Genomic DNA, 24011 nt, shown 5'->3' with positions numbered 1-24011 from the left:
AGCTCATGCGCGTGGCCTTCTCGCTGTTCAAGCAACACGCGATGTTCGATGCCCGCCTGGCGGCCACTGTCGCTTGACGAGAACCATAGAACCTCTGGGTGCGCCCCCCTCCAAGCCGAAGGCGCCCGAGTGGGGCTGAGGGCCGCGGCTCCGAGCCTGCAAGTGCAGGCTTGGACGTGCCCGAAGAGCAGCCGCCTCTGGCGGCCGCCCGGAGCCGCGAAGCGGCATGGGGGGTGTTGACTCAGATACTGTCGATGCGCACCAGCACGGCCGTGGCCGTGTAGCTCACGCTGACCTTGCCGAAGCCCTGCACCGTCACGTTGCCGAAGCGGCCCTGGCGGCCGGCGGCCTGGATCACGGTGAGCGTGTCGCCCACCTTGGGGCTGTAGCCGCTGGCGAAGCGCACGGCCAGGTCGCCACCGGCGATCACGGCATTGCCGCCCACCTTCAGCAGGCCGGCGCCGTTCGCGCCCGCCACCACGCTCAGCGTGCCGGCGGTCTGCGTGTAGCGGCCTGCCAGCGCCAGCGGCGCGGCGGCCACGGTGCTCTCCAGCGTGCCGCCCTTGACGAACACGTCGCCCGCACCCAGCGCGGTGGCCGAGTCGGCGCCCAGCAGGCCTGCGGCCAGCACCGTGCCGCCGGTGTAGCCGTTGTTGCCCGACAGGCGCAGCTGGCCGCTGCCCAGCTTGGTCAGCTTGCCCGCGCCGGCGATGTCGTTGCGCCAGCGGTCGATGGCGTTGAAGCCGCCCAGGCTCGCGTCCAGCGTGACGGCCACGTCGCCGTCGAAGCGGCCGTAGCCGTCGGCGGCGGCGAAGAGGTTCAGCCGGCCCCAGCCTTCGCCGTCGTTGCCCAGCGGAAAGCCCGAGTCGATGGCGGTGCTCTTGAGCACCACGCGGCGCTGGTCGGCGCTCAGGTAGGGCAGGCGCGTCTCCAGCAGCACCTCGGCGCCCTTCGGCACGGTGGCCAGCTGGCCGGCGGTGCCGGTGCGGTCCATGCCGTAGGTCAGGCGCTGAAGGTAGGTCTTGCGCCAGGCGGCGCTGTCGCTGAAGCGGTCGAAGTCGGGCTGCGTGCTGTCCTGGGTGCGCGGCGTGTGCGCATAGGTGTTCAGGGCGTTGAAGTCGGCGCTGCCGCTCTGCGTGCGCAGCCAGGCCTGGGCCTGGTCGTAGGCGGCCTTCTTCACGGCGGGCGTGTAGCTGGCCACGCTGGACAGGTTGTAGGCCACCACGGCCGTGGCGTGCACGCGGCCACCCATCACGTCCAGCGGCGAATGCATGCCGGCCAGGATGCGGTTCTCGCCCATCTCCATGGCGCGGGCCACCAGCTCCTGGTAGCGCTGCGGCACCAGGTACGCCATGGCCAGCGTGTCGCGCCAGGCCTCGGCCGTGTGGCCGCTGGGGAAGCCGCCGTCGGTGGCCGGTGTGGTGCTCTTGGCCGACTCGAGCGCGGGCACGACCTTCACGTCGCTGCTCCAGCGCCAGGGGCGGGCGTACTTGTAGAAGCGCTTGGGCGGCTCGGTCGAGCCGGCGGCCAGGCCGTTGATGAAGTCCACCGCCAGGCCCAGGTTGGCATTGCCGCCCGCGCTGCCCACGCCGACGTTGTTGCCGCCGTCGCTCACCGCGGGGCTCAGGGCCGTGTTGGGGTCGACGGCCGTGATGGTGGTGGTCTGCTGCGTGCCGGCGCGCCAGGCGCTGGTGAGCGGGCCCATGCCGTCGCTCACGCTGTAGCCCTTGCCGCGGCGGTCGTCCATGTAGGCCGCCAGGCCCTGGGCCGTGGTGCGCGCCTGGGTGACGTTCTTGACGTAATTGATGTTGGTGGCGTGGACGGCGGCGTTCTTGACCGTGCCGTCGGTGCTGTCGCCAGGGACGCCGCTCCAGGTCGACGGGGTCACAGCCGGGCAGCCATTGGCCGCGGCCAGGGTCACGCCCGCATCCACCATGAGCGAGCTGGGTGTCCAGATGTCCAGAAAGCCCTGCAGCACGCGCGCGCCGGCATTGGTGGCCAGGGTGACGTTGCAGGGGTTGTCGCGGACGTTCGTGGCGCCGGTGTCCACGTAGGCGACGGCGCCGGGCACCGGTGCCGTGTCGGCTTGGCCCAGTCCGGCAGGCTCGGCCGGGACGGTGACGGTCTCGGTGGCGGTGCTGCTGCCCGACGGGGCGGCGCTCGTGACGGGCGTGAAGCTGACATTGCTGCCGTTGCCCCCGCCGCAGGCCATGAGGGCCGCGGCGCTGGCGACGGCGAGGACGAGGGTGCGAAGGCGGAAGACCGGGGCGGGAAGCATGGGAATCTCGGGCGAGGGCAAAGCCCGGGATTCTGAAAAGAGTTTGTGACAGTTCTGAGGCCCTCAGAGCGCCCCACTCAGCTGCCCGTCGCCGCTGCCTTGGTCGCAGCCCGCGGGCGCACCAACATCACCGGCATTGCCGCAATGCGGGCCACCTGCTCGGCGTCGCTGCCCAGCAGCAGGCGGTCCACGCCGCGGCGGCCATGGGTGCCCAGCACGATCAGATCGCAGCCGGACTGGCTGGCCTGGTCTGCGATCAGCTGCGACACGCGTTCGCCCTGGCTTTCGAGCAGCACGGTTTCCGCCGTCACGCCCTGGGCTTCGAGTGTTTGCCGCGCGGCGTCCAGCAACGCCTGGCCGTTGCGCAGGAAGGTGGGCCGCACCTCCTGGATGTGCACCAGCGGGGGCTCGAAGCCCGTGACGTGGTCCATGGCGTCGACCACATGCAGCAGCACGACGGTGGCGCCCGACAGGCGCGCGAGCTGCGCGGCCTCGTCCAGCGCCAGCGCGGCGGTGGCGCTGCCATCGAGGGGAACCAGGAGACGGTGGTACATGGAGAAGGTCCTCTTCCTTGGTGTTCAGGGGGTCATGAGCGCCGCCGCATGGCGCGCCGCGATCCATTCCTCGTTGGTGGGCTCCACGCCGACGTCGACCCGGCTGGCGGTGGTGGAGATTCGGGACCGGTCGGCCTGGTTGGCCGCCTCGTCCAGTTCCAGGCCCAGCCAGCCCAGCGCCGCGCACACGCGCGCGCGCAGCACGGCGTTGTGCTCGCCAATGCCGGCGGTGAAGACCAGCCGGTCCAGACCGCCCAGCACGGCCACCAGCGCGCCGATCTCGCGCACGATGCGGCGCACGTAGAGCGCCAGCGCGGCCCGGGCGCGTTCGCCTGTGGGGCTGTCCTCGGCCTCGCGGGCCAGCAGCACCCGCGGATCGCCCGACAGGCCCGAGATGCCCAGCAGCCCCGACTGGTGGTAGAGCGCGTGGCCGACCTGCTGCAGGCTCAGCCGCTCGATCTCCATCAGGTAGAGCACGGCACCGGGGTCGAGCGCGCCGGTGCGCGTGCCCATCATCAACCCGTCCAGGGCCGAGAAGCCCATGGTGGTGGCGACGCTGCGCAGGCCCTGCATGGCACACAGGCTGGCGCCGCTGCCCAGGTGGGCGACGATGGTGCGGGCGGCCTCGGCCGGCGCACGGCCGTGGCGCTCGGCCAGGGCGATGGCGATGTACTCGTACGAGAGGCCGTGGAAGCCGTAGCGCCGCAGCCCGCGCTCCCAGGCGTCCCACGACAGCGGCAGCATCCGCTCCACCTGCGGCAGCGTGTGGTGGAAGGCGGTGTCGAAGCAGGCGACCTGCGGCAGGTCCGGCCGCTCGGCCAGCAGGATCTCCATGGCCTCCAGCGCAAAGGGCTGGTGCAGCGGCGCGAGCGGAATGTAGCCGCGCAGGTCGGCCAGCACCTGCGCGTCGACGCGCACCGGCGCGAAGTAGCGGCTGCCGCCATGCACCACGCGGTGGGCCACGGCGGCCAGCGGCCGACCGGCCAGCCAGCGCAGCACCTCGTCGCGGATGCGGGCCAGGGCGTCGTGGTAGGGCTGCTCGGCCGACAGCGCCAGCGGCGACACGGGCAGGTCGCTGGCGCCGATGTCGGGCGCCGGGCCGCCGATGCCCTGCACCTTGCCGTTCCAGGCCGGGCGCCGCAGCGGCTCGCCGTCACCGGCGGCGAAAAGGGCGAACTTGATGCTGGACGAGCCGCAGTTCAGCACCAGGATGAAGGCGGTGGCGGCCCCGTTCACTGGGCCACCTCCGGCTTGGCATGTGGCGCATGGGCCCTTCGGGGCGGGTGGGTGTTCATGTCGGGCTCGCTCCGAGGTTCATGGCGGCGTGGTGCGCCAGCGGTGGGCCAGCAGCACGGCAATGGCACAGGAGGCGATGCGTGCGGCCCGCGAGTCGGCGCGGCTGGTCAGCACGATGGGCACGCGCGCGCCCATCACGATGCCGGCGCTGGCCGCGTCGCTCATGTATTCGAGCTGCTTGGCCAGCATGTTGCCGCTTTCCAGGTCGGGCACCACCAGCACGTCGGCCTGGCCCGCGACGGGCGATTCGATGCCCTTGATGCGCGCCGCCGCCGCCGAGACCGCGTTGTCGAAGGCCAGCGGGCCATCCAGCACGCCGCCGGTGATCTGGCCGCGCTCGGCCATCTTGCACAGGGCGGCGGCGTCCAGCGTCGCGGCCATGCGCGGGTTGACCGTCTCCACCGCCGCCAGCAGGGCCACGCGCGGCGTGGCCACGCCCACGGCCTGGGCCAGGGCGATGGCGTTGCGCACGATGTCGGCCTTCTCTTCCAGGCCGGGCGCGATGTTGATGGCCGCATCGGTCACGATGAAGGGTCGCGGATAGGCCGGCGTCTGCATCAGGAAGCAGTGCGACAGGCGCCGGCCGGTGCGCAGGCCCGCGGCGGCGTCGAGCACCGCGGCCATCAGTTCGTCGGTGTGCAGGCTGCCCTTCATGAGCGCCTCGACCTCGCGCGCGCCGGCCAGGGCCGCGGCGCGCGCGGCGGCGGCATGGCTGTGCGGCACGTCCTCGATGGCGATGCCGGCCAGGTCCAGTCCGGCGGCCTGGGCGGCGGCCTCGATCTTCGCGCGCGGGCCCACGAGCACGGGCTCGATCAGGCCGGCCGCACGGGCATCGAGTGCGCCGCCCAGGCTCAGCGCGTCGCAGGGATGCACCACCGCCACGCGGATGGCGCCCAGCGGCTTCACATGGGCCAGCAGCCGCGGCAGGCCGTCGCCGGGCGCATGCAGCCGCACCTCGGGCAGGGTGGCGGCGGGGCGCTCGATCTTCTCGGTCGGCGCGAGCACGGTGGCCTCGCCCTCGATCACGTCCTCGCCGGCCTGGTTGGTGCAGCGGCAGTCCAGGGTGAGGCGCTTCTTGGCGGCGTCGCGCGTGGCCACGGTCACGCGGATGGTCAGCGTGTCGCCCACCCGAACCGGCCGCAGGAAGCGCAGCGTCTGCCCCAGGTACACGGTGCCCGGGCCGGGCAGCCGCGTGCCGAGCACGGCAGAGATCAGGGCGCCGCCCCACATGCCGTGCGCGATGACGCCATGGAAGCGCGTGGAGGCGGCGAACTCCGCGTCGAGGTGCTGCGGGTTGACGTCGCCCGAGAGCACGGCGAAGAGCTGGATGTCCTGCGCGGTCAACGTGCGCTGCAGGCTGGCGCTGTCGCCCACGGCGATCTCGTCGAAGGTGCGGTTGCGCACCAGCGCCAGGGGCGCGTCGGCTGGGGCGCCGCCCTCGGCCAGCTCCGGGGTGGGCGTGCTCATGCGCCGTCCTTGGGGCGGCCCTGCGGGGCCAGGGCCTCGGCCGTGCTCTTCTGCCACTGCGCCCAGGCTTCGCGCAGGCCCTGGGCCAGCTCGGTCTGGCTGGCCAGGCCGCCCTGCACCAGCGTGCGCCAGGCCTCCAGGTTGCGCTGCGTGCCGCGCCAGAGCAGGTCGGCGGGCCAGGTGCCGAGCGCCTGCCAGTCGCCCGTGTTGGCCGCATGGCCCACCTGGGAGACAGCGTCTTCCTCGGTGTCGGAGAGCAGCCGCAGCCGGCGCTCCCAGGCCTCGCGCCCGGCCTGCTGCAGCAGGGCGAAGGTGCGCAGGGCCAGCGCGGTGTTGGCCGTGGCCAGCGCCACGGGCAGGGGGGTGACAGGGGCGTCATGCATGGGAATCTCCTTGCGATGAAAAACAGGGACGTTCAGGCCATCTGACTGATGGTGCGCCGAAAACGCGAGAGCGCCATGACGAAGAGCACGAGTCCGATGACGAACAGCGCCAAGAAGGAAGGCCACACCACGTCGATGCCGGCGCCGCGGTACAGGATGGCCTGGCTCAGCTCCACGTAGTGCGTGTTCGGCGCGGCGAGCATCAGGTCCTTCACCAGCGCGGGCATGCTCTCGCGCGGGGTGACCGTGCCCGAGAGCATCTGCAGCGGCAGCAGCGTGAGCATCAGCAGCAGGCCGAACTGCGGCATCGAGCGCGCCACGGTGGCCATGAAGATGCCCATGGCGGTGGTCGAGAACAGGTGCAGCGCCGTGCCGGCCAGGAACAGCGGCACCGAGCCCTCCACCGGCACGCCAAGCAGGCCCTGCACCACGAACTGCAGCGAGGCCGCCGCGGCCACCAGCACCACCACGCCCATGGACCACACCTTGGCCAGCATGATCTCGGTGGGCGTCACCGGCATCACCAGCAGGTGCTCGATGGTGCCGTGCTCGCGCTCGCGGATCAGCGCCGCACCGGTGAGCACGATGGCCAGCATGGTCACGTTGTTGATGATCTGCATCAGGCCGCCGAACCAGGCCTTCTCCAGCGCCGGGTTGAAGCGCGCGCGCAGCGCCAGGTCCACCGGCAGCGTGGTGGTGGCGCGGTAGCGGCGCAGGAAGTCGTTGACCTGCTCGGTCACGATCTGCTGCACGGCGCCATTGCCCGAGAAGGCCTGGCTCATGCGGGTGGCGTCCACGTTCAGCTGCACCTCGGCGTGGCGGCCCGCCAGCACGTCGCGCTGGAAGCCGGTGGGGATGACCAGCGCGAAGGTGTAGCGGCCCGCGTCCATGCCGGCGTCCATCTGCGCCTGGCCGATGGCCACCGGCGCCGAGAAGTAGGGCGGCTGGAAGGCCGAGACGATGCGCTGCGACAGCGGCGACTGGTCCTCGTCCACGATGGCGATGGGCGCGTTGTGCAGCGTCTCGGGGATCGCCGTGGCGCCGGTGTAGACCGCCACCGAGAAGGTGTAGACGATCAGCACCAGCATGGTCGGGTCGCGCCACAGGCTCCACAGCTCCTTGACGCCCAGGCGCAGGATGTTGGCCAGGCGCCGGGCGATGGCGCTGCGGCGGCCAGCGGGCGAGGCCGTTGCGCGACGCGATGGGGCGAGCGGGGTGTCGTTCATGGTGGATCCGTTATCACCTGCTCAGGCCTCCTGCTTGCGCAGCAGCGCCACCGACGCCGCCACGATCAGCGGCGCCGCCACCAGCAGTGGCACGAAGGCCTGCTGCAGGTCGCCGAAGCCCAGCGCCTTGCTGAACACGCCGCGGCTGATGGTGAACATGTGCGTGGCCGGGTAGATCTGCCCCACCCAGCGGCCCACGCCCTGCAGCGACGAGACCGGGTCCGTCAGCCCCGAGAACTGCGTGGCCGGGATCAGCGTGCCGATCATGGCGAAGAACATGGCCGCGATCTGGCTGCGGGTGACGGCCGAGGCCAGCAGGCCCATGCCGGTGGCGATGACGCTGAACAGCAGCGCCGCCACGGCCAGCGTGGCAAAGCTGCCGGTGAAGGGCACGCCGAACAGCGTGACGGCCAGCGCGCACATGAGCAGGAAGTTCAGCATGGCCAGCAGCACGTACGGCAACTGCTTGCCCAGCAGGAACTCGATGCGCGTGACCGGCGTGACGTAGAGGTTGACGATGGAGCCCAGTTCCTTCTCGCGCACCACCGCCAGCGCCGTCAGCATGGCCGGCAGCATCAGCAGCAGCATGGGGATGATGGCCGGCACCATGGCCGGCAGGCTGCGCACGTCGGGGTTGTAGCGGTAGCGCGACTGCACCTGCACGGCCGCCACCGGCGCGGTGCCGGTGCGCGCGCGCATCTGCTCGACGAGCCAGTACTGGTGGATGCCCTGCACATAACCTTGCAGCGTGTCCGCCCGCGTGGGCATGGCGCCGTCGATCCACGCGCCCACCTGCACGTCGCGGCCGCCCAGCACGTCGCGGCCGAAGCCCGAGGGGATCTCGATGGCCAGCGAGATGTCGCCGCTGCGCAGCCGCCGGTCCATGTCGGCGTCGTCGCGCAGCGGCGGCTGCTCGGTGAAGTAGCGCGAGCCCGCCAGGTCCAGCACATAGCTCTGGCTGAGCGTGCTCTGGTCGCGGTCGAGCACGGCATAGCGCAGGTTGTCCACGTCCATGTTGATGCCGTAGCCCATCACGACCATCAGCACCAGCGAGCCCAGCAGCGCCATGGTGGCGCGCACCGGGTCGCGCTGCAGCTCCAGCGTCTCGCGCCACAGGTAGCTCCACAGGCGCTGCAGGCTGAAGGCGGCGGGGCGCGGGGGCGGCGCAGAAGCCGAGGTGGCCGGGGCGGCGGGCGCCTCGTCCGCCGCCTGGTCGGGCGTGCCGCCGCCCGCGTCCACCAGGTAGCCGATGAAGGCCTCTTCCAGGCTGGCGGCGCCGCGGCGCGCCACCAGGGCTGCCGGTGCGTCGCTGTCCAGCACGCGGCCGGCATGCATCATCGACATGCGGTCGCAGCGCTCGGCCTCGTTCATGAAGTGGGTGGAGATGAAGATGGTGACCTTGTCGCGGCGCGACAGGGTCACCAGCAGGCGCCAGAAGTTGTCGCGCGCGATCGGATCCACGCCCGAGGTGGGCTCATCCAGGATCAGCAGTTCGGGCCGGTGCACCATGGCCACGGCCAGCGACAGGCGCTGGCGCATGCCCAGCGGCAGGCTTTCGGGCAGGCTGTGCTGCACCTGCTGCAGGCCGAAACGCTCCAGCATCTCCTGCACGCGCGCGTCCTGCTCGGCCGCGGGCACGTGGAAGAGCCGCGCATGCAGCACCAGGTTCTGCCGCACGGTCAGCTCGCCGTACAGCGAGAAGGCCTGCGACATGTAGCCCACGCGCCGCCGGGTGTCGATGTCGCGCGGGTCCACCTCGTTGCCGAACAGCCAGGCCCGGCCTTCGCTGGCGGGCAATAGGCCGGTGAGCATCTTCATGGTGGTGGACTTGCCGCAGCCGTTGCTGCCCAGGAAGCCGAAGATCTCGCCGCGGCGGATGCGCAGGCTGACGTGGTCCACCGCGGTGAAGTCGCCGAAGCGCATGGTCAGGCCCTCGGCCTCGATGGCGATGTCGTCGTCGCCCGCTTCGAGCGGCGGGATCTGCACCGGCGCCCAGTCGCGCTTCTTCTCCTCGGGCAGCAGCTGGATGAAGGCCTGCTCCAGCGTGGCCGCGCCGGTACGTGCCAGCAGCGCCTGCGGCGTGCCGGTGGCCAGCACGCGGCCGTCGTCCATGGCCACCAGCCAGTCGAAGCGCTGGGCCTCGTCCATGTAGGCGGTGGCCACCATCACGCTCATCTGCGGGCGGCCCTGGCGGATGCGCGCGATCAGGGCCCAGAACTGCGCGCGCGCCAGCGGATCGACGCCGGTGGTCGGCTCGTCCAGGATCAGCAGGTCGGGGTCGTGGATGAGCGCGCAGCACAGGCCCAGCTTCTGCTTCATGCCGCCCGAGAGCTTGCCCGCCGGCCGCGCCAGGAAGGGCTGCAGCCCGGTGCTGCGCGTGAGTTCGTCGATGCGCCGACGCCGCTCTGCACTGGCGTGGCCGAACAGGCGGGCGAAGAACTGCAGGTTCTCCTCGACCGACAGCGTGGGGTAGAGATTGCGGCCCAGCCCCTGCGGCATGTAGGCGATGCGTGGGCACACCGCCGCGCGGTGCCGGCGGTCGGCCATGTCGCCGCCCAGCACCTCCAGGCGGCCCTGCTGCAGCGCACGGGCGCCGGCCACCAGCGACAGCAGGCTGGACTTGCCCACGCCGTCGGGCCCGATCAGGCCGACCATGCGGCCGGCCGGCACCTCCAGGTCCACGTCCTGCAGCGCATGCGTGGGGCCGTAGTCCAGACGCAGCTTCTGCAGGCGGACGACGGGCGGGCGCGAATCGGTCATGGGCGGCTCAGCGCGAGGTCTTCACGGCCAGTTGGGCGGGCCATTCGGCCTGCGGATCCAGCCGCACCCAGGCCACGCCGGGCAGGCCGGTCTTGACCTGTTCCAGGTGCTGCTGCAGCAGCGCCTTGTCGATGCTGGCCTTGACGCGGAACATGAGCTTCTGCCGCTCGCTCGCCGTCTCCACCGTCTTGGGCGTGAACTGGGCCGTGGCGTCGACGAAGCGGATGCGCGCCGGGATCACGAAGCCCGGTGCGGCGTCGAGCAGGATGCGCGCCTCGCTGCCCAGGGCCACGCGGCCGGCGGCGGCTTCGGGCAGGAAGAAGGTCATGTAGACGTCCGACAGGTCCACCAGGTTGAGCACCTTGCCGCCAGCGCCCAGCACCTCGCCCGGCTGCGCCACGCGGAACTGCACACGGCCATCGCGCGGCGCGGTGAGCTGGCTGTCGGCGATGTCGGCCTCGATGCGCGCCAGCGTGGCACGCGCGGCGCCGACGGCGGCGCGGGCGCCAGTGACCTGCGCGGCCGCGGCCTGCACCGCGGCCTGGCTGGCCTGGGCCTGCGCGCGCGCGGCGCCGAGGGCGGCCTGCGCGTTGCGGGTGCGGGCGCGGTCGTCGTCGGTCTCCTGCATCGAGGCGGCGCCCTCGGCGGAGAGCACTTCGGAGCGGCGGGCCCGGCGCTGGGCCGCGTCCAGCTCGCTCTCGCGCTGCACCACCAGCGCCAGCGCGGATTGGCGGTCGCTCTCGCGCATGGCCACCTGCGATTCGGCGGCCGCCACGCCCGTCTCGGCCTGCTGCAGCCGGGCCTGGGCCTCGGCGCGCTGGGCGTCGAGCGATTCGAGGTCCATGGTGGCCAGCGGCTGGCCAGCCTTCACGAAGGCGCCTTCGTCCACCAGGATGTCGCGCACGCGGCCGGCCAGCTTGGTGGCCACGTCCACGTCGGTGGCCTCGATGCGGCCGTTGCCGCTGGCGAAGCCCGGCCCGAAGCCCTTGTCGCGGCCGGCCTGCCAGTACCAGGCGCCGCCTGCGGCGAGCGCCACGGCCAGGACGATGAGAAGGCGCTTTGTGCTCGTGGGCTTCATGGCTGGGAAGAGGAGGGGGAGGAAGAGGTCGCGATGGGCGTGGCGGCCACGGTGTGGGCGCCACCGCCCAGGGCGGCATAGAGGGAGACGCGGGCGGCGAGCAGCGCACGCTGCGTCTGCACCCGTTGTTGCTGGGCCGAGAGCAGGTCGCGCTGCGCGTCCAGCACTTCCAGGAAGGCGGCCGAGCCGGCGTCGTAGCGCAGCCGGGCCAGGCGGGCGCGCTCGGCCTGCGCGGCCAGTGCTTCCTTCTGGATGCCCAGCTGTTCGACCAGCCACTGGCGGGCGGCCAGGGCGTCGGCCACGTCGCGGAAGGCGCCCTGGATGGTCTTTTCGTAGTCGGCCACGGCGATGTCGCGCCGCACCTCGGACAGCTGCAGGTTGGCGCGCAGCCGGCCGGCGGTGAACAGGGGCAGCGACAGGCTGGGCGCGAAGGTCCAGGCGCGGCTGCCGGGCTCGAACAGCCCGTCGAGCGCCGCGCTGGCGGTGCCGAGGCTGGTGGTCAGCGTCAGCTGCGGAAAGAAGGCGGCCCGGGCCGCGCCGATGTTGGCGTTGGCCTGGCGCAGGCGGTGTTCGGCGGCGGCGATGTCGGGCCGCGCGGCCAGCATGGCCGAGGGCAGGCCCGGGGCCACATCGGCCACCATGGCATCGGCCAGCGGCTGGTTGCGCGGCGGCAGGTCCACGGGCACACCGGTCAGCAGGGCGAGGGCATTGACCTGCTGCGCGCGCTGCTGTTCGAGCTGCGCGCCCAGCGCCCGCGCCTGGGTGGCGAGGATGCGCACCTGTTCCAGCTCCAGCCGCGAGGAGGCGCCGACGTCGAAGCGGCGGCTGAAGATGCGCAGCGATTCGTTGCGGCTGGCGATGGCCTCGCGCGCCAGGGCCAGGCGCTCGTCGGTCTCGCGCAGGGCCAGCCAGCCCTGCGCCACCTGCGTCGCCAGCGACAGGGTGAGGCCGCGCCGGGCCTCGTCGCTGGCCAGCCAGGCCTGCAGCGCGGCCTCGTCCAGGCTGCGCAGGCGGCCCCACAGGTCCAGCTCCCAGGCCGACAGGCCGAGGCCCACCTGGTACTGGCTGGAGATGATGGACCTGCCGGTGACGTTGAGGTCGGCCGGCACGCGGCTGCGGCTGGCATCGGTGGCCAGTCCCACGCTGGGCAGCAGCGCAGCCTGCTGGATGCCCCAGGCCGCGCGGGCCTCCTGCACGCGCAGGGCGGCGGTGCGCAGATCGCGGTTGTGCGCGAGGGCCTGGGCGATCAGCGCCTGCAGCTCGGCATCGGGAAAGGCCTGCGGCCAGTCCAGGTCCGCCGCGGTCACGGGCACGGCCGCCACGGGCGCGGCGTCCGGGAATCGGGCAGGCACCGGCGACGCTGGCAGGGCCAGGGACGGGATCATGGGTGCGCAGCCGGCCGCGACGAGTGCGACGAGCAGCAGGGGGGCGATGGGGCGGGGCATGGTCATCCGAGCACGTGGTAGCCACCATCCACGTACAGCGTGCTGCCCGTGATGGCGCGTGCCGCATCGCTGACCAGGAAGGCGGCCAGGGCGCCCACTTCCGCGATGTCCACCAGCCGGCGCAGCGGGGCGCGCCGACGGGCGTCGTCGAGCAGGGCCTCGAAGTTGGGAATGCCCGACGCCGCCCGCGTGGCCAGCGGTCCCGGCGAGATGGCGTTGACGCGGATGCCCTTGGGCCCGAGTTCGGTGGCCAGGTAGCGCGTGCTGCTCTCCAGCGCGGCCTTGACCGGGCCCATCACGCCGTAGTCGGGAATCACCTCCTCGGCGCCCACATAGCTCATCGTGAGCAGGCTGCCGCCGCGGTGCATCAGCGGCTCGGCCAGATGGGCCATGCGCACGAAGGAATGGCAGGAGATGTCCATGGCCCGCGCGAAGCCCTCGCGCGAGCAGTCGGCCACGCGGCCGTGCAGGTCGCTCTTGGGCGCGAAGGCGATGGAATGCAGCACGAAGTCCAGCCGCCCCCACTGGCGGCCGATGGCGGCGAACACGGCTTCGAGCTGGCCGGGCTGCTCCACGTCCAGCGGCAGCGCGATGGAGGCGTGCACCTGCTGGGCCAGCGGCTCGACGAAGGGCTGGGCCTTGTCGTTGAACCAGGTCACGGCCAGCTCGGCCCCGGCGTCATGGAAGGCCTGCGCACAGCCCCAGGCGATGCTGTGCGCGTTGGCAATGCCCACCACCAGGCCCTTGCGGCCGTGAAGGGAGAAGAGATCGGCGTTCATGTCATCGCTCCAGGACGTAGTTGCCAGGGGCATCGGCCAGGCCCGTGCCCATGCGCGGCGGCTTGACGGGTGCGCCAGAGTGGGCGGCCAGCCATTGCTGCCAGGCCGGCCACCACGAGCCCGCATGCGTCGGCGCCGCGGCCAGCCACTCGTCGGGCGCCAGGTAGGGGCCATCGGCCGGCCGGGTGAGCAACCGGTGGCTGCGCCGGCTGTCGGGCGAGGGCGGGTTCACGATGCCGGCGTTGTGGCCGCCGGTGGTGAGGGCGAAGGTGATCTCCGCCGGGCAGAGGAAGTGCAGCTTGTGCACCGAGCGCCAGGGTGCCACATGGTCGGTGACGGTGCCCACCATGAAGGTGGGCAGGCGCAGGCTGCCCAGGCTGACCGGCCGGCCGCCCACCGGAAAGCGCCCCTCGCTCAGGTCGTCGTCCAGGAAGAGCCGGCGCAGGTATTCGGAATGCATGCGCGCGGGCATGCGGGTGGCGTCGGCATTCCAGGCCATCAGCGCATTCATCGGCGCACGGTGGCCCAGCAGGTAGTCGCCCACCATGCGCGACCACAGCATGTCGTAGCTGCGCAGCATGCTGAAGGCGCCGGCCATCTGCTGGGCGGTAAGGTAGCCCTTCTGCCGCATCTGCGCCTCCAGCAGGCTGAGCTGGCTCTCGTCGATGAACAGGCCCAGTTCGCCGGGCTCGGAGAAGTCGGTCTGCGCCGCGAAGTAGGTGGTGCTGGCCAGCCGGTCGTCGCCATCGCGCGCCATGGCCGCCGCGCCGATGGCCAGCAGCGTGCCACCCAGGCAGTAGCCGGCGGCATGCACCTTGCGGCGCGGGCACAGGGCCTGCACCGCGTCGAGCGCTGCATGCAGGCCGAGCTGCAGGTAGTCGTCCATGCCCCGGTCGCGCTCGGCCTCGCCGGGGTTCTTCCAGGAGATGCAGAACACGGTGTGGCCCTGCGACACCAGGTAGCGCACCAGCGATTCCTCGGGCGTGAGGTCGAGGATGTAGTACTTCATGATCCACGCCGGCACCAGCAGCACCGGTTCCGGGTGCACGGTGGGCGTGGCGGGTGCGTACTGGATCAGCTCGATCAGCGCATTGCGCAGCACCACCTTGCCGGGCGTGATGGCCACCTCGTGCCCGACGCGGAACTGCTCGGTGCCGGCCGGGGCAGCGCCGGACGCTTGTCGGCCCGCGTCTTCCATCCAGTTGTGCAGGCCGCGCAGCAGGTTGGCACCGCCTTCGCGCAGCGTGGCCTCGATCACCTCGGGATTGGCCCAGGGCAGGTTGCCGGGCGAGAGCAGGTCCAGCCACTGGCGGGCGCTGAAGGCGACCAGGTCCTCGTGGTGCCGCTCCACGCCGAGCACGCCGTGCGTGGCCGCGTCCCACCATTGCTGGCTGGCCAGGAAGGCCTGCTGCCAGGCCTTGAAGGGCGCGTGCTGCCAGGCCGGCGCGCGAAAGCGCCGGTCGGGCGCGGCGAAGGCGTCGGGTGTGGCCGGCGCCCATTCCCGGGTCAGGGCCTGGGCCTGCTGCACCGCCAACTGGCCCAGCGCCAGTTGCTTGCCCGGGGAGGCCGCCAGGTGCGCGGCCCAGTCGAAGGCGGCCAGCACCCCGGCCATGGGCGACAGCGCACCGGTCAGGCGGGCCACGGTGGCGCGCGCCTGCATGTCGAGGGCGGCGGCCTGGGCATCGGCGGCCGGCACGGGGATTGGAGAAGGGGCGGGCATGGCGGCAGGGCGTGAAGGTGCCCGGCGGGACGGGCGGGAAGCGGTGCGGCGCCGGGGGGCGCCGCCTGGAAAAAACTGTAGGAGCCGGCCGGTCTGCGCCCATTGATCCATGTCAACGGACCGATGTCTAACGACTCATGAGTCGTTAGCGGCGCGAGCCATCCATAATCGCCGCCCGGCGCTGCCGCCACGCCTCTGTCACTTGCCACACCCATGACCGCATCGACCGCCGATCTTCCGCCTCCGACCTTCGCCGAGGGCCTGCCCGGCGGCAGGCCGTCGCGCCAGCGCCTGTCGCCGCCGCTGCGCATGGCGCAGATCCTCGACGCGGCGCTGTCGGTGTTCCACGAAAAGGGCTTCGCGGCCTCGCGCATCGACGACATCGCGCTGCGGGCGGGCCTGTCCAAGGGCGGCGTCTATGCGCACTTCGACAGCAAGGAAGAGATCTTCGAAGCACTGATCGACCGCTCGCTCACCATGCCGGCCGGCCTGGACGAGGCGGCACTCGCGCCGGGGCAGATGGTCACCGTCGACCTGCTGGTGGAGCGCGTGATCGACCCGGTGTACCGCCTCCTAGCGCGGCCCGAGACGGCCATGACGCTGCGCCTGGTGGTGGCCGATGGCCGCCAGGTGCAGGCGCTGGTGGAGCGCTGGCAGCGCGCCGTGCTCGACCCCTTCGCCTCCGCCGTCGAGCGCCTGGTGCGCCGCGCCGTGCGCCAGGGCAGCCTGGGTCAGGGCGTGCTTACGGCCTCGCCCTGGCTGCTGATGGCGCCCATCGCGCAGGTCGTGCTGTGGCAGCTGATGCACGGACAGGGCGGGGGCGCACCCGTCACGCTGGAGCAGCAGCGGCGCAGCCACATCGCCCTTCTGCGTGAGGCGCTGTCGCCATGAGGCGACTGTTGATCGGCATGGGCCGGGGCCTGCTCGTGCTGGTGTTGCTGGGCACGGGCCTGTGGGCGGCGCTGGCGCTGTACTACCGGCTGCCGCTGCCCGAAGGCGGGCGCATCGCGGCCGCGGCGGCCTGGGGCCTGGCCGCGCTCGGGGTCATCGGGCGGCCGTGGCGGCCCTTCCATGGCCGTGCGCTGGCCGCCTATGTCCTCGCCTTCGCGCTGCTGCTGGTGTGGTGGGGCCGCATCGCGCCTTCGGACACGCGCGACTGGGCCGACGATGTGGCCCGGCACATCGAGCCCTCGGTGGCCGGCTCCATCGTCACCTTGCGCAACGTGCGCAACTTCGAGTGGCGCAGCGACGACGACTACACCGTGCGCTGGGAGACGCGGCAGTACGACCTCGACCGCCTGCGAAGCGTGGACATGGCCCTGTCGTACTGGATGGGTCCGGCCATCGCGCACACGCTGGTCTCCTTCGGCTTCGACGACGGGCAGGGCGGCACGCGCTACCTCGTGTACTCGGTCGAGATCCGCAAGGAGCGCGGCGAATCCTTCTCGGCCGTGGCCGGCTTCTTCAAGCAGTTCGAACTGGCCCTGGTGGCCGCCGACGAGCGGGACGTGCTGCGCGTGCGCACCAATGTGCGCGGCGAGGATGTCTACCTCTATCGCGTCGCCATGCCGCCCGAGGCCATGCGCTCGCTCTTCCTGGCGTACCTGGACCAGTCGATCACGCTGGCGGCGCACCCGCGCTTCTATTCCACGCTCACGGCCAACTGCACCACCATCGTGTTCGACATGGCGCGGCGCATCGTGGGTGGCCTGCCGCTGGACTGGCGGCTGCTGGCCTCGGGCTACCTGCCGGAGTACCTGCAGTCCATCGACGGCCTGGCTGCCAAGGCGGACCTGGAGACGCTGCGCGCCGCCGGCCGCATCACCGAGCGGGCGACGGCGGCCGATGCCGACCCGCGGTTCTCGCAGGCCATCCGAAGCGGCATCCCGGGCATGGAGGCCGCGCGATGAACGCGGCGGCGCCCTTGCGCCAGTCGGGCCGCGGCCCGTGGGCGGCGCTGTTCCTGCTCGCCGTGGCCCTGCTGGTGTCCGGTTGCGCGGCGGTGTCGGTGTCGTCCGTCTCGCCCGCGCGCTACCTGGCCGAGCGGCGAGGCGACGTGCTGACCACCGGGCGCCTGAGCGGCGCCGCGCAGGAGGTCGCGCGCGTGGCCGGCATCGACGACTGCGGCGAGGCCCCCGACACCTGCCGGCAGGCGCTGTCGCAGGCCGAGGGCATCACCGACGAGCAGCGGCTGTCGGCGCTGGCCGAGCTGTGGCTGCAGGCCGCGCTGGAGTCGGACCGGCAACCGGCCATCGCGCCGGACGCGCAGGCGGCCGGCCAGGGCGGCGACGCCGATGACACCGCGGTCGATGCCTGGCTGGAGACGGCACGCCATGCCTGGGCCTACCTCTTCCTCACGCGCCGCAGTCCGGGCGACCGCGCCTTCGAGGACCGGCAGACCCAGGTGCGCGACTACTACAACTTCGCGGTGCAGCGGACCGTGACGCGGCTGTTCCACCGCCATGCGCGCGACGCCCGCGCACCCGATGCCGGTGCCACGACCGGCGAGGTGGCCGAACTCGCCGTGGGCCGCTGGCAGCTGTCGGCGCGGCTCGACAGTCCCGGCTTCGCCAGCGACATGCCACTGCCGCAGGAACTGCTGGCGGCCTCGTCGTTGCGCTTCACCGGCCTGCGCAACACCTACCGGCGCGATGGCTTCGGCGCTCCGCTGGTGGCCGTGCTGCCGCCGCCGGAAGGCCGCCCGGCCCACGCGCCCTTCGTCCCCATGCGCTACCCGGCCCTCACGGCCCTGCTGACCTTCGAGGGCCGCACGCCGGCCGAGGTGCTGCGTACGCACCGCGTGCAGGTGCGCCTGTACGACCCCTACCGCAGCGAGCGGGTCGACCTGGCGGGCGTGCCCGCGCCGCTGGCCGCCAACTTCACGGCCGGCTACGGGCTGTGGCTGGCCCGCTCAGGCTTCGCGACACAGGCGCTGCGCACGCTGCTGGGCCTGTCGGACGGCATCGTGCAGCCGCAGGTGCAGCTCATGCAGCCCTACGACCCCGAGCGCGGCATCGTCGTCATGCTGCATGGCCTGGCCAGCAGCCCGGAGGCCTGGGTCAACGTGGCCAACGAGGTGCTGGGCGACGAGACGCTGCGCCAGCACTACCAGATCTGGCAGGTGTACTACCCCACCAATGCGCCACTGGTGCTCAACCGCCGCAACATCGCACAGGCGCTGCAGCAGACACTGGCCCACTTCGACCCGCAGGGCACGGCGCCGGCCTCGCGCCACATGGTGCTGGTGGGCCACAGCATGGGCGGCGTGCTGTCGCGGCTGCTGGTTTCGGACTCGGGCCGCGCCCTGTGGTCGGTGCTGCCCCAGGGACCGGCCATGGACGCCGCCCTGGCGGACGATCCGACGCTGCAGCGCGAGCTGGCCGAGTATTTCGACTTCCAGGCCCTGCCCCAGGTGGACCGGGCCATCTTCATCGCCGCGCCGCACCGCGGCACGCCCTTTGCCGAGACCGGCCTGGCCCGGCGCGTGGCCAATCTCGTCACCCTGCCGCTGGCCATGCTCGAACAGGTGGGCGACCTGAGCCGCCGGCTGGCGCGGCTCGCGCCGATGCAGGAGAACGGCCTGCCGCCGCGCATCCCCAACAGCATCGACAACCTGAGCGACCGAGATCCCTTCGTGCGGGCCGTGGCCGATCTGCCCCTGAGCCCGCGGGTGCGCTATCACTCCATCATCGGCCGCGAGGACCCGCGGCTGCCGCTGGCCCAGTCCAGCGACGGCGTGGTGCCCTATGCCAGCGCCCACCTGGCCGGCGCCGAGTCCGAGCGGGTCATCACCTCCTGGCACAGCGTGCAGGAGACGCCGCAGGCCATGCTGGAGGTGCGCCGCATCCTGCGCGAGCAGCTGCGTCAACAATAGGCACAGCGATGCATCGCGGCGCCCGCGTGCGCGGCGGCATCGAGGCAGGGGAGCGGATGGTCGAGCCGACGAGGCGGGAGTCGCACCATGGCAGAGAACGACGAAGCGCGCGAGGCGTCCTACCGGGCCATGCTCACCCAGGTCACGGTGGACAAGCTGGCCGACATGATCATCTGGCTGGACGAGCACGGCCGCTACGTGTTCGTGAATCCGGCCACCACGCGCCTGCTGGGTTATTCCGCCGAAGAGCTGGCGGGCCTGCATGTCTGGGACATCGATCCCCATTTCGACGAGGCGCGGTGGCGCGAGCACTGGGCCGAGGTGCTGGCGCGCAAGAGCTTCCGGCTGGAGACCGTCAATCGGTCGCGCGACGGCGTGGACATCCCCATCGAGGTCACGGTCAACCTCGTCGAGTACGAGGGCCGGCGCTTCAACTGCTCCATCGTGCGCGACATCACCGAGCGCAAGCGTTTCGAGGCCGAGCTGCGCGCGCTCAACGACCGCATCTATCGGCTGAGCGTGACCGACGCGCTCACCGGGCTGGCCAACCGGCGCCATTTCGACATCCAGCTGGACGCGGAAAGCCGCCGGCAGCGGCAATGGGACCGACCGCTGTCGCTGATCCTGGCCGATGTGGATGCTTTCAAGGCCTACAACGATGCGCATGGCCACGTGGACGGGGACCTGGCGCTGCAGCGCGTGGCGGCGGCCCTCCAGGCCGCCGTCGCCGTGCCCGGTGCCACGGTCGCCCGCTACGGCGGCGAGGAATTCGCCTGCATCCTGCCCGGCACGTCGCACGCGCAGGCCCTCGCCGTGGCGGAGCAGGCCCGCCTGGCCGTCGCGGCCCTGGGCATCGCCCATGCGCACTCCGACGTCGCGCCCCATGTCACGGCGAGCCTCGGCGTGCTCACTGTGGATGGCGCCCAGCCGCACACGCCGGATGCGCTGCTGCGCCTGGCCGACGGTGCGCTGTACCGCGCCAAGCGCGAAGGCCGCAATCGGGTGGTGGGCGTCAGCGTCGGCGTCAAGGCCTGACTGGAAGAGTCACATCACTTGGACACAAGGGATGTGACCTGGGTCAGCACCTTCAGCACATCCGCGTACCAGGCGCAGTTCAGGCCGAGCGACTCGTCCTTGAGCAGGTCGCGGGTGCGCATGTCCATGCGCGTGGAGTGCACGCCGAGCAGCTGCCACGAGGTCAGCGACAAGCGCTGGTCCGGGTCGCTGCCAAGCCTTCGCCGGACCACCGGAGCGCCGCTGCTGCCGCGGTGCGTCCTCGCATCCGTCAGGAAGTAGCCTTTCTGCTGGAAGCGCACGCCATAGGCCGAGGCGATGGACGCGCTGCGGGCGACGGCCAGGTGATGGACCGTGTCGTGGAAGCCCAGGGGAAAGCCGATGACGGTCAGGTTGTCGCCCACGGCCACGTCCTCGCCGCGTGGCGCGAGGTGGGATTCGTCGAAGGCCTGCAGCACCGAGCCCTCCGGCAGGTGCGCGGTCTGGATCTCGAGCGTGGCGATGTCCACCGCCCCGCCCGTGTCGGCCGCCTGCCGCCACAGCGCCAGGCCCTTCTCGTAGAGGGGCATCGAGAAGGTGGCGTACCGGGTGAGGTCGCGGGTGTCGGTGTGCAGCTCGATCTCGATGCGGTCCGGCGCATGCGCGCTGGGCGCATCGGACAGCACGTGTGCGTTCGTGACCAGGAACAGCCGATCGTCGCGGCGGAAGAAGAAGCCGCTCGCGCCGGTCAGCAGCCGCGCGCCCACATAGGTGCTGATGTGCGTCGTCGTCAGCAGAACGGACTCCACGGGCTGGCGCGGATCCGGGTTGGCCGGCGCGGGCGTGATCCCGGCGAGCACCGCCTGCGTCCGGGCAATGTCCCGTTCGAAGGTGATCAGCACATGATCCGACACGGGCGTGTTCAGGATGACCGTGCGCGCTGCCTCGGCATGGGCTTCGAACGCGCGCACCAAGGTGCCGTGTGCAGTGGATGGAAGGGCTTCCAGCAGTGACGGAAGCAAGGCGTCCAGGGCGATCAGGCTCCCCTTGAGTTCGCAGATGCGCTCGGTGGCCTCCTGCAGATTCTTCATGCGACGGTGCCTTCCGGAAATAAAAAAGCGCGGATGAACCGCGCTTGAGAGGCCAGGCCGTCCTGGAAGATCGGCCGGACCATCGGGCCCGGCTGTTTCAGCTCACGGCGCGAATGTTGGAGGCCTGGGGGCCCTTGGCACCCTGGACGACCTCGAACTGCACATGCTGGTTCTCGGTCAGGGTCTTGAAGCCGCCGCCCTGGATCTCACGGAAGTGGGCAAAGAGGTCCTTGCTGCCGTTGTCGGGGGCGATGAAGCCGAAGCCCTTGTCGTCGTTGAACCATTTCACGGTTCCGGTTTGTGTGGTCATGTCGATTTCCTTTCGAGGTTGCCGGGACGCAGGCGCGCACCCGGTGAAGAGACGCCAAGAAAATCAACAAGGGAGATTCGACACAGCCGAGGGACAAGCCCGTTAGACGCGGAAAAAGACCGATGCAATGAAGGCCTTGCACATATCAACGAGCCCATCGTACGCGCATCGCGCCCTGCGTGCCGCTTTTCCCCACTTATCTTTTTCCGCGCGTCGGCGGCGGTGTCCGCGGCATCCACACCAGCAGCGCCAGGCCCATGGCGGCCGAGAACAGCGAGGCCAGGAAGATCCCGATCTTCGCGCTGTCCATCAAGGGTCCGACCAGGGCGAGATTGGCAATGAACAGCGCCATCGTGAAGCCGATGCCCGCCAGGAAGCTGCCGCCGGTGATCTGCCCCCAGCTCAGATCCGCAGGGCGCAGGGCCAGGCCCGAACGCAAGGCCAGCGCGCTGAAAAGAAGAATGCCGGCCGGCTTGCCGACGGCGAAACCCAGGAACACCGCCGCCGCCACAGGCTGCGCGACGCTCGTCCACGACAGTGCCAGGCCTGCATTGGCGAGGGCGAAGACCGGCATGATGCAGAAGCTGACCCACGGGTGCAGCGCCATCTCCAGCCGCTCGACCGGCGAGAGCGACTCGCGCGCGGCGATCTCCGCCACCTGCAAGGTCCTGCGGTCGCTGGTGTTGCCGCTGCCCTGCTGGCCCGCCGGATGCGCGATGACCTGCCCCAGGATGGCATAGAGCCGGCGGTCGCTCACCCAGCGCCGCGCCGGCGTCATCAACCCGAGGATCACGCCCGTGACGGTGGCGTGCAGCCCGGAGGCGTCGATGGCCAGCCAGGTGGCGCAGCCCACCATGACGTAGATCGGGATGCTGCGCAGGCCCGCGGCCGCCAGCACGCGCAGGACGCCGATGCACAGGCCTGCCAGGGCGAGCATGCGCCAGTCCATGTGGTGGCTGTAGCCCACTGCGACCACCACGATGGCGCCGATGTCGTCGACGATGGCCAGGAAGAGCATGAACACCCGCAGGCTGTGCGCGATGCGCTTGCCGAGCAATGCCAGGCAGGCGATGACGAATGCCGTGTCCGTCGCCATCACGATGCCCCAGCCGTGCTGGCCGGGCTGTGCCCACTGCAGCGCGAGGTAGAGCGCGGCAGGTGCGACCATGCCGCCCAATGCCGCGGCCACCGACAGGGCTGCCATGCGGGGATGGCGCATCTCGCCCAGGACCGCTTCGCGCTTGAGCTCCAGCGCGACGAGGAAGAAGAACAGCGTCATCAGCCCGTCGTTGATCCAGCCCTTGAGCGAGCGACCGAATTCCAGGTCCCCGAGCCGCAGTTCCAGCCGCGTTTCCCAGAGGCCGGAGAAGCCGGCGGCCCAGGGGGAGTTCGAAAGCAGCAGGGCGACGAGGGTGGCCACCAGCAGGACAGCGCCCCCGGCCGCCTCGATGTGCAGGAAGCGCACGAACGGCGGCGCGATCCGGTCGATCAGGGCCCGGGGAAGCCGCACGGGCGCGGCGGGGTCGGTCGGTGCATCGGTCATCGCCCCTCCCGGTGGCTGGCAACCGGGCCTGCCGCGGCAGGCGCGTGCCGGGGCGGGCCGTCAGGTGCTCTCAAAGCGCAGGGGGCCGCGTAGCCGGCAGGGCGAGGAAGAAGCGCACCATCTCCGCCGAGGCATCCGGTCCGCTGGCATCGGTGTACGAGCCGCGCGCATCGCCCCCGGACCACGCGTGTCCTGCGCCGTGGAGCGTCCAGGACTCGATGCACACCTGCCCTTGTGCGCTCGCATGGACCGTGCGGCTGTAGGGACGCCCGCCCGGCGCTTCGCCGCGGTGGGTGCTGCGGGTCGAAGGTTCATGCGCCTGGCAGGCCTGCTCGACGATCCGCGCCCCGTTGCTGTGCTGGACGGTATGGTCCCGGTCGCCGTGGAAGACGATGAGCGGCACGCGCTGCGCGGTCGCGGGCGCGTCTTGCGCGCTGCGGCCGGGTGCGGCGTGGCGTCCGCCCTTCATGGCGGCCAGCGCAGAGGGAATGTCCTGCGCGCTGCCGTAGGGCAGGCCCGAGTGCACGCCGATGCCGGCGATCAGGTCCGGGTAGGTCTCGCCCATCACGACCGCCATCGCCGCGCCCGCGGACAACCCCGCCACGAAGATGCGGTCCGGATCCACGGCGTGCCGGGTCGCGACCTCCTGCACGATGCCGGCGATCAGTGCGGGCTCGCCGGCATCGCGCCGCTGGTCCTGCGGCTGGAACCAGTTCCAGCATCTCGACGCATTGGCCTGCGCCGACTGCTCGGGATAGACCACCAGGAAGCCGTGCGCCTGCGCCAGCCGGTTCATCCGCGTGCCCGCTGCGAAATCGTCCGCCGACTGGGTGCAGCCATGCAGCATGACGATCAGGGGGCAGGGTGCCGGCGGCCTGTGCGCGGGCACGAAGAGCTTGTAGGCGCGGGCACCGGCCGGGCTGTGGAATTCGTGCCGCTCGAACGAATCCGCGGCCCTGTCGGAATCGGTCACGCGGGCTGGCACGTCGATCACGGCATCGCGCTCGGGGGCCGCGGGCGTGGCGACGCGACCCGCACTGCCCGGATGCAGCGCGTGGCGCAGCGTGGCCCGCAGGCCCTGCATTGGCGCGGACGAGGTGTCGAGGCCCGCGCTGGCGAACGCCCGCTCGATGACGGCCGTGATCGCCTCGGCGTCGTAGCCGGGCGCCTGCGCAGGGAATGGGTTCTTCATGGGTGCTTTTCGAAGTGGAGGA

Annotated in this window: 19 protein-coding genes; 4 read left to right on the top strand and 15 right to left on the bottom strand. The window is 71.6% G+C overall.

All coding sequences use genetic code 11. From position 1 onward, the window contains the following. Positions 1 to 241: 241 nt before the first annotated feature. From ABIC63_RS28540 to ABIC63_RS28490, 11 genes are all read right to left on the bottom strand, one after another. The gene (locus tag ABIC63_RS28540; RefSeq protein ID WP_354322267.1) at positions 242 to 2278 is read right to left on the bottom strand and encodes an acid phosphatase; all 2037 of its coding nucleotides are present in this window, start codon (positions 2276 to 2278) and stop codon (positions 242 to 244) included. Between the two features lie 77 nt (positions 2279 to 2355). Beyond that, positions 2356 to 2832, bottom strand: a complete 477-nt coding sequence (locus ABIC63_RS28535; RefSeq protein WP_354322266.1) for a universal stress protein — start codon at positions 2830 to 2832, stop codon at positions 2356 to 2358. Positions 2833 to 2856: 24 nt separating this feature from the next. Further along, complete coding sequence (locus ABIC63_RS28530) at positions 2857 to 4068, bottom strand: acetate/propionate family kinase (RefSeq protein ID WP_354322265.1); 1212 nt, start codon at positions 4066 to 4068, stop codon at positions 2857 to 2859. A gap of 78 nt (positions 4069 to 4146) precedes the next feature. Beyond that, positions 4147 to 5595 (bottom strand): bifunctional enoyl-CoA hydratase/phosphate acetyltransferase, encoded by a 1449-nt coding sequence (locus ABIC63_RS28525; RefSeq protein WP_354322264.1) that lies wholly within the window; start codon positions 5593 to 5595, stop codon positions 4147 to 4149. Further along, positions 5592 to 5978, bottom strand: coding sequence for a hypothetical protein (locus tag ABIC63_RS28520; RefSeq protein ID WP_354322263.1), 387 nt, complete (start codon positions 5976 to 5978; stop codon positions 5592 to 5594). The genes ABIC63_RS28525 and ABIC63_RS28520 overlap by 4 nt, the downstream gene beginning before the upstream one ends. A 32-nt stretch (positions 5979 to 6010) precedes the next feature. Beyond that, on the bottom strand, positions 6011 to 7138 hold the full coding sequence (locus ABIC63_RS28515) for an ABC transporter permease (RefSeq protein ID WP_294371293.1): 1128 nt from the start codon (positions 7136 to 7138) through the stop codon (positions 6011 to 6013). A gap of 87 nt (positions 7139 to 7225) precedes the next feature. Beyond that, a complete protein-coding gene (gene rbbA / locus ABIC63_RS28510) occupies positions 7226 to 9964 on the bottom strand; it encodes a ribosome-associated ATPase/putative transporter RbbA (protein WP_354322262.1) in 2739 nt (912 codons plus the stop codon). A 7-nt stretch (positions 9965 to 9971) separates the two neighbouring features. After that, entirely contained in the window at positions 9972 to 11042 is a 1071-nt protein-coding gene (locus ABIC63_RS28505; protein WP_354322261.1) for an HlyD family secretion protein, read from the bottom strand. Next, positions 11039 to 12493: an efflux transporter outer membrane subunit gene (locus ABIC63_RS28500; protein WP_354322260.1), complete on the bottom strand. Its 1455-nt coding sequence runs from the start codon at positions 12491 to 12493 to the stop codon at positions 11039 to 11041. Before ABIC63_RS28500 ends, ABIC63_RS28505 begins: the two co-directional genes overlap by 4 nt. Next, positions 12490 to 13266 carry an enoyl-ACP reductase FabI gene (gene fabI, locus ABIC63_RS28495; protein ID WP_354322259.1) on the bottom strand — a complete coding sequence of 259 codons (777 nt, stop codon included), beginning with the start codon at positions 13264 to 13266 and terminating at the stop codon, positions 12490 to 12492. Before fabI ends, ABIC63_RS28500 begins: the two co-directional genes overlap by 4 nt. Position 13267: 1 nt before the next feature. Further along, entirely contained in the window at positions 13268 to 14986 is a 1719-nt protein-coding gene (locus tag ABIC63_RS28490; protein WP_354322258.1) for a PHA/PHB synthase family protein, read from the bottom strand. 213 nt (positions 14987 to 15199) lie between these two features. Here ABIC63_RS28490 and ABIC63_RS28485 point away from each other — a divergent pair, with 213 nt between their 5' ends. From ABIC63_RS28485 to ABIC63_RS28470, 4 genes are all read left to right on the top strand, one after another. After that, positions 15200 to 15877, top strand: coding sequence for a TetR/AcrR family transcriptional regulator (locus tag ABIC63_RS28485; protein WP_354322257.1), 678 nt, complete (start codon positions 15200 to 15202; stop codon positions 15875 to 15877). Next, positions 15874 to 16896 carry an Lnb N-terminal periplasmic domain-containing protein gene (locus ABIC63_RS28480; RefSeq protein ID WP_354322256.1) on the top strand — a complete coding sequence of 341 codons (1023 nt, stop codon included), beginning with the start codon at positions 15874 to 15876 and terminating at the stop codon, positions 16894 to 16896. Before ABIC63_RS28485 ends, ABIC63_RS28480 begins: the two co-directional genes overlap by 4 nt. Continuing rightward, positions 16893 to 18860, top strand: a complete 1968-nt coding sequence (locus ABIC63_RS28475; RefSeq protein WP_354322255.1) for an alpha/beta hydrolase — start codon at positions 16893 to 16895, stop codon at positions 18858 to 18860. Before ABIC63_RS28480 ends, ABIC63_RS28475 begins: the two co-directional genes overlap by 4 nt. A gap of 87 nt (positions 18861 to 18947) precedes the next feature. After that, positions 18948 to 19895: a GGDEF domain-containing protein gene (locus ABIC63_RS28470; RefSeq protein ID WP_354322254.1), complete on the top strand. Its 948-nt coding sequence runs from the start codon at positions 18948 to 18950 to the stop codon at positions 19893 to 19895. 14 nt (positions 19896 to 19909) lie between these two features. Here ABIC63_RS28470 and ABIC63_RS28465 read toward each other — a convergent pair whose 3' ends face one another. The 4 genes from ABIC63_RS28465 to ABIC63_RS28450 form a co-directional block, all read right to left on the bottom strand. Beyond that, positions 19910 to 20944 carry a trypsin-like peptidase domain-containing protein gene (locus tag ABIC63_RS28465; protein WP_354322253.1) on the bottom strand — a complete coding sequence of 345 codons (1035 nt, stop codon included), beginning with the start codon at positions 20942 to 20944 and terminating at the stop codon, positions 19910 to 19912. A 97-nt stretch (positions 20945 to 21041) separates the two neighbouring features. After that, a complete protein-coding gene (gene cspE / locus ABIC63_RS28460) occupies positions 21042 to 21254 on the bottom strand; it encodes a transcription antiterminator/RNA stability regulator CspE (RefSeq protein WP_294370810.1) in 213 nt (70 codons plus the stop codon). Positions 21255 to 21450: 196 nt separating this feature from the next. Continuing rightward, positions 21451 to 22797 carry a Na+/H+ antiporter NhaA gene (nhaA, locus tag ABIC63_RS28455; RefSeq protein WP_354322252.1) on the bottom strand — a complete coding sequence of 449 codons (1347 nt, stop codon included), beginning with the start codon at positions 22795 to 22797 and terminating at the stop codon, positions 21451 to 21453. A 70-nt stretch (positions 22798 to 22867) separates the two neighbouring features. After that, the gene (locus tag ABIC63_RS28450; protein WP_354322251.1) at positions 22868 to 23989 is read right to left on the bottom strand and encodes an extracellular catalytic domain type 1 short-chain-length polyhydroxyalkanoate depolymerase; all 1122 of its coding nucleotides are present in this window, start codon (positions 23987 to 23989) and stop codon (positions 22868 to 22870) included. Positions 23990 to 24011 lie beyond the last annotated feature (22 nt).

This window comes from Pseudacidovorax sp. 1753 (genome assembly GCF_040544975.1).
In the GTDB taxonomy this organism is placed as follows: domain Bacteria; phylum Pseudomonadota; class Gammaproteobacteria; order Burkholderiales; family Burkholderiaceae_C; genus Xenophilus.
This window is presented reverse-complemented; position numbering and strand designations above follow the sequence as displayed.

Bases quoted from the DNA above. Each gene is read 5' to 3' on its own strand.
- ABIC63_RS28540 (WP_354322267.1), bottom strand. From the start codon at position 2,278: ATGCTTCCCGCCCCGGTCTTCCGCCTTCGCACCCTCGTCCTCGCCGTC.
- ABIC63_RS28535 (WP_354322266.1), bottom strand. From the start codon at position 2,832: ATGTACCACCGTCTCCTGGTTCCCCTCGATGGCAGCGCCACCGCCGCG.
- ABIC63_RS28525 (WP_354322264.1), bottom strand. From the start codon at position 5,595: ATGAGCACGCCCACCCCGGAGCTGGCCGAGGGCGGCGCCCCAGCCGAC.
- ABIC63_RS28520 (WP_354322263.1), bottom strand. From the start codon at position 5,978: ATGCATGACGCCCCTGTCACCCCCCTGCCCGTGGCGCTGGCCACGGCC.
- rbbA (WP_354322262.1), bottom strand. From the start codon at position 9,964: ATGACCGATTCGCGCCCGCCCGTCGTCCGCCTGCAGAAGCTGCGTCTG.
- ABIC63_RS28505 (WP_354322261.1), bottom strand. From the start codon at position 11,042: ATGAAGCCCACGAGCACAAAGCGCCTTCTCATCGTCCTGGCCGTGGCG.
- ABIC63_RS28500 (WP_354322260.1), bottom strand. From the start codon at position 12,493: ATGACCATGCCCCGCCCCATCGCCCCCCTGCTGCTCGTCGCACTCGTC.
- fabI (WP_354322259.1), bottom strand. From the start codon at position 13,266: ATGAACGCCGATCTCTTCTCCCTTCACGGCCGCAAGGGCCTGGTGGTG.
- ABIC63_RS28490 (WP_354322258.1), bottom strand. From the start codon at position 14,986: ATGCCCGCCCCTTCTCCAATCCCCGTGCCGGCCGCCGATGCCCAGGCC.
- ABIC63_RS28485 (WP_354322257.1), top strand. From the start codon at position 15,200: ATGACCGCATCGACCGCCGATCTTCCGCCTCCGACCTTCGCCGAGGGC.
- ABIC63_RS28480 (WP_354322256.1), top strand. From the start codon at position 15,874: ATGAGGCGACTGTTGATCGGCATGGGCCGGGGCCTGCTCGTGCTGGTG.
- ABIC63_RS28475 (WP_354322255.1), top strand. From the start codon at position 16,893: ATGAACGCGGCGGCGCCCTTGCGCCAGTCGGGCCGCGGCCCGTGGGCG.
- ABIC63_RS28470 (WP_354322254.1), top strand. From the start codon at position 18,948: ATGGCAGAGAACGACGAAGCGCGCGAGGCGTCCTACCGGGCCATGCTC.
- ABIC63_RS28465 (WP_354322253.1), bottom strand. From the start codon at position 20,944: ATGAAGAATCTGCAGGAGGCCACCGAGCGCATCTGCGAACTCAAGGGG.
- cspE (WP_294370810.1), bottom strand. From the start codon at position 21,254: ATGACCACACAAACCGGAACCGTGAAATGGTTCAACGACGACAAGGGC.
- nhaA (WP_354322252.1), bottom strand. From the start codon at position 22,797: ATGACCGATGCACCGACCGACCCCGCCGCGCCCGTGCGGCTTCCCCGG.
- ABIC63_RS28450 (WP_354322251.1), bottom strand. From the start codon at position 23,989: ATGAAGAACCCATTCCCTGCGCAGGCGCCCGGCTACGACGCCGAGGCG.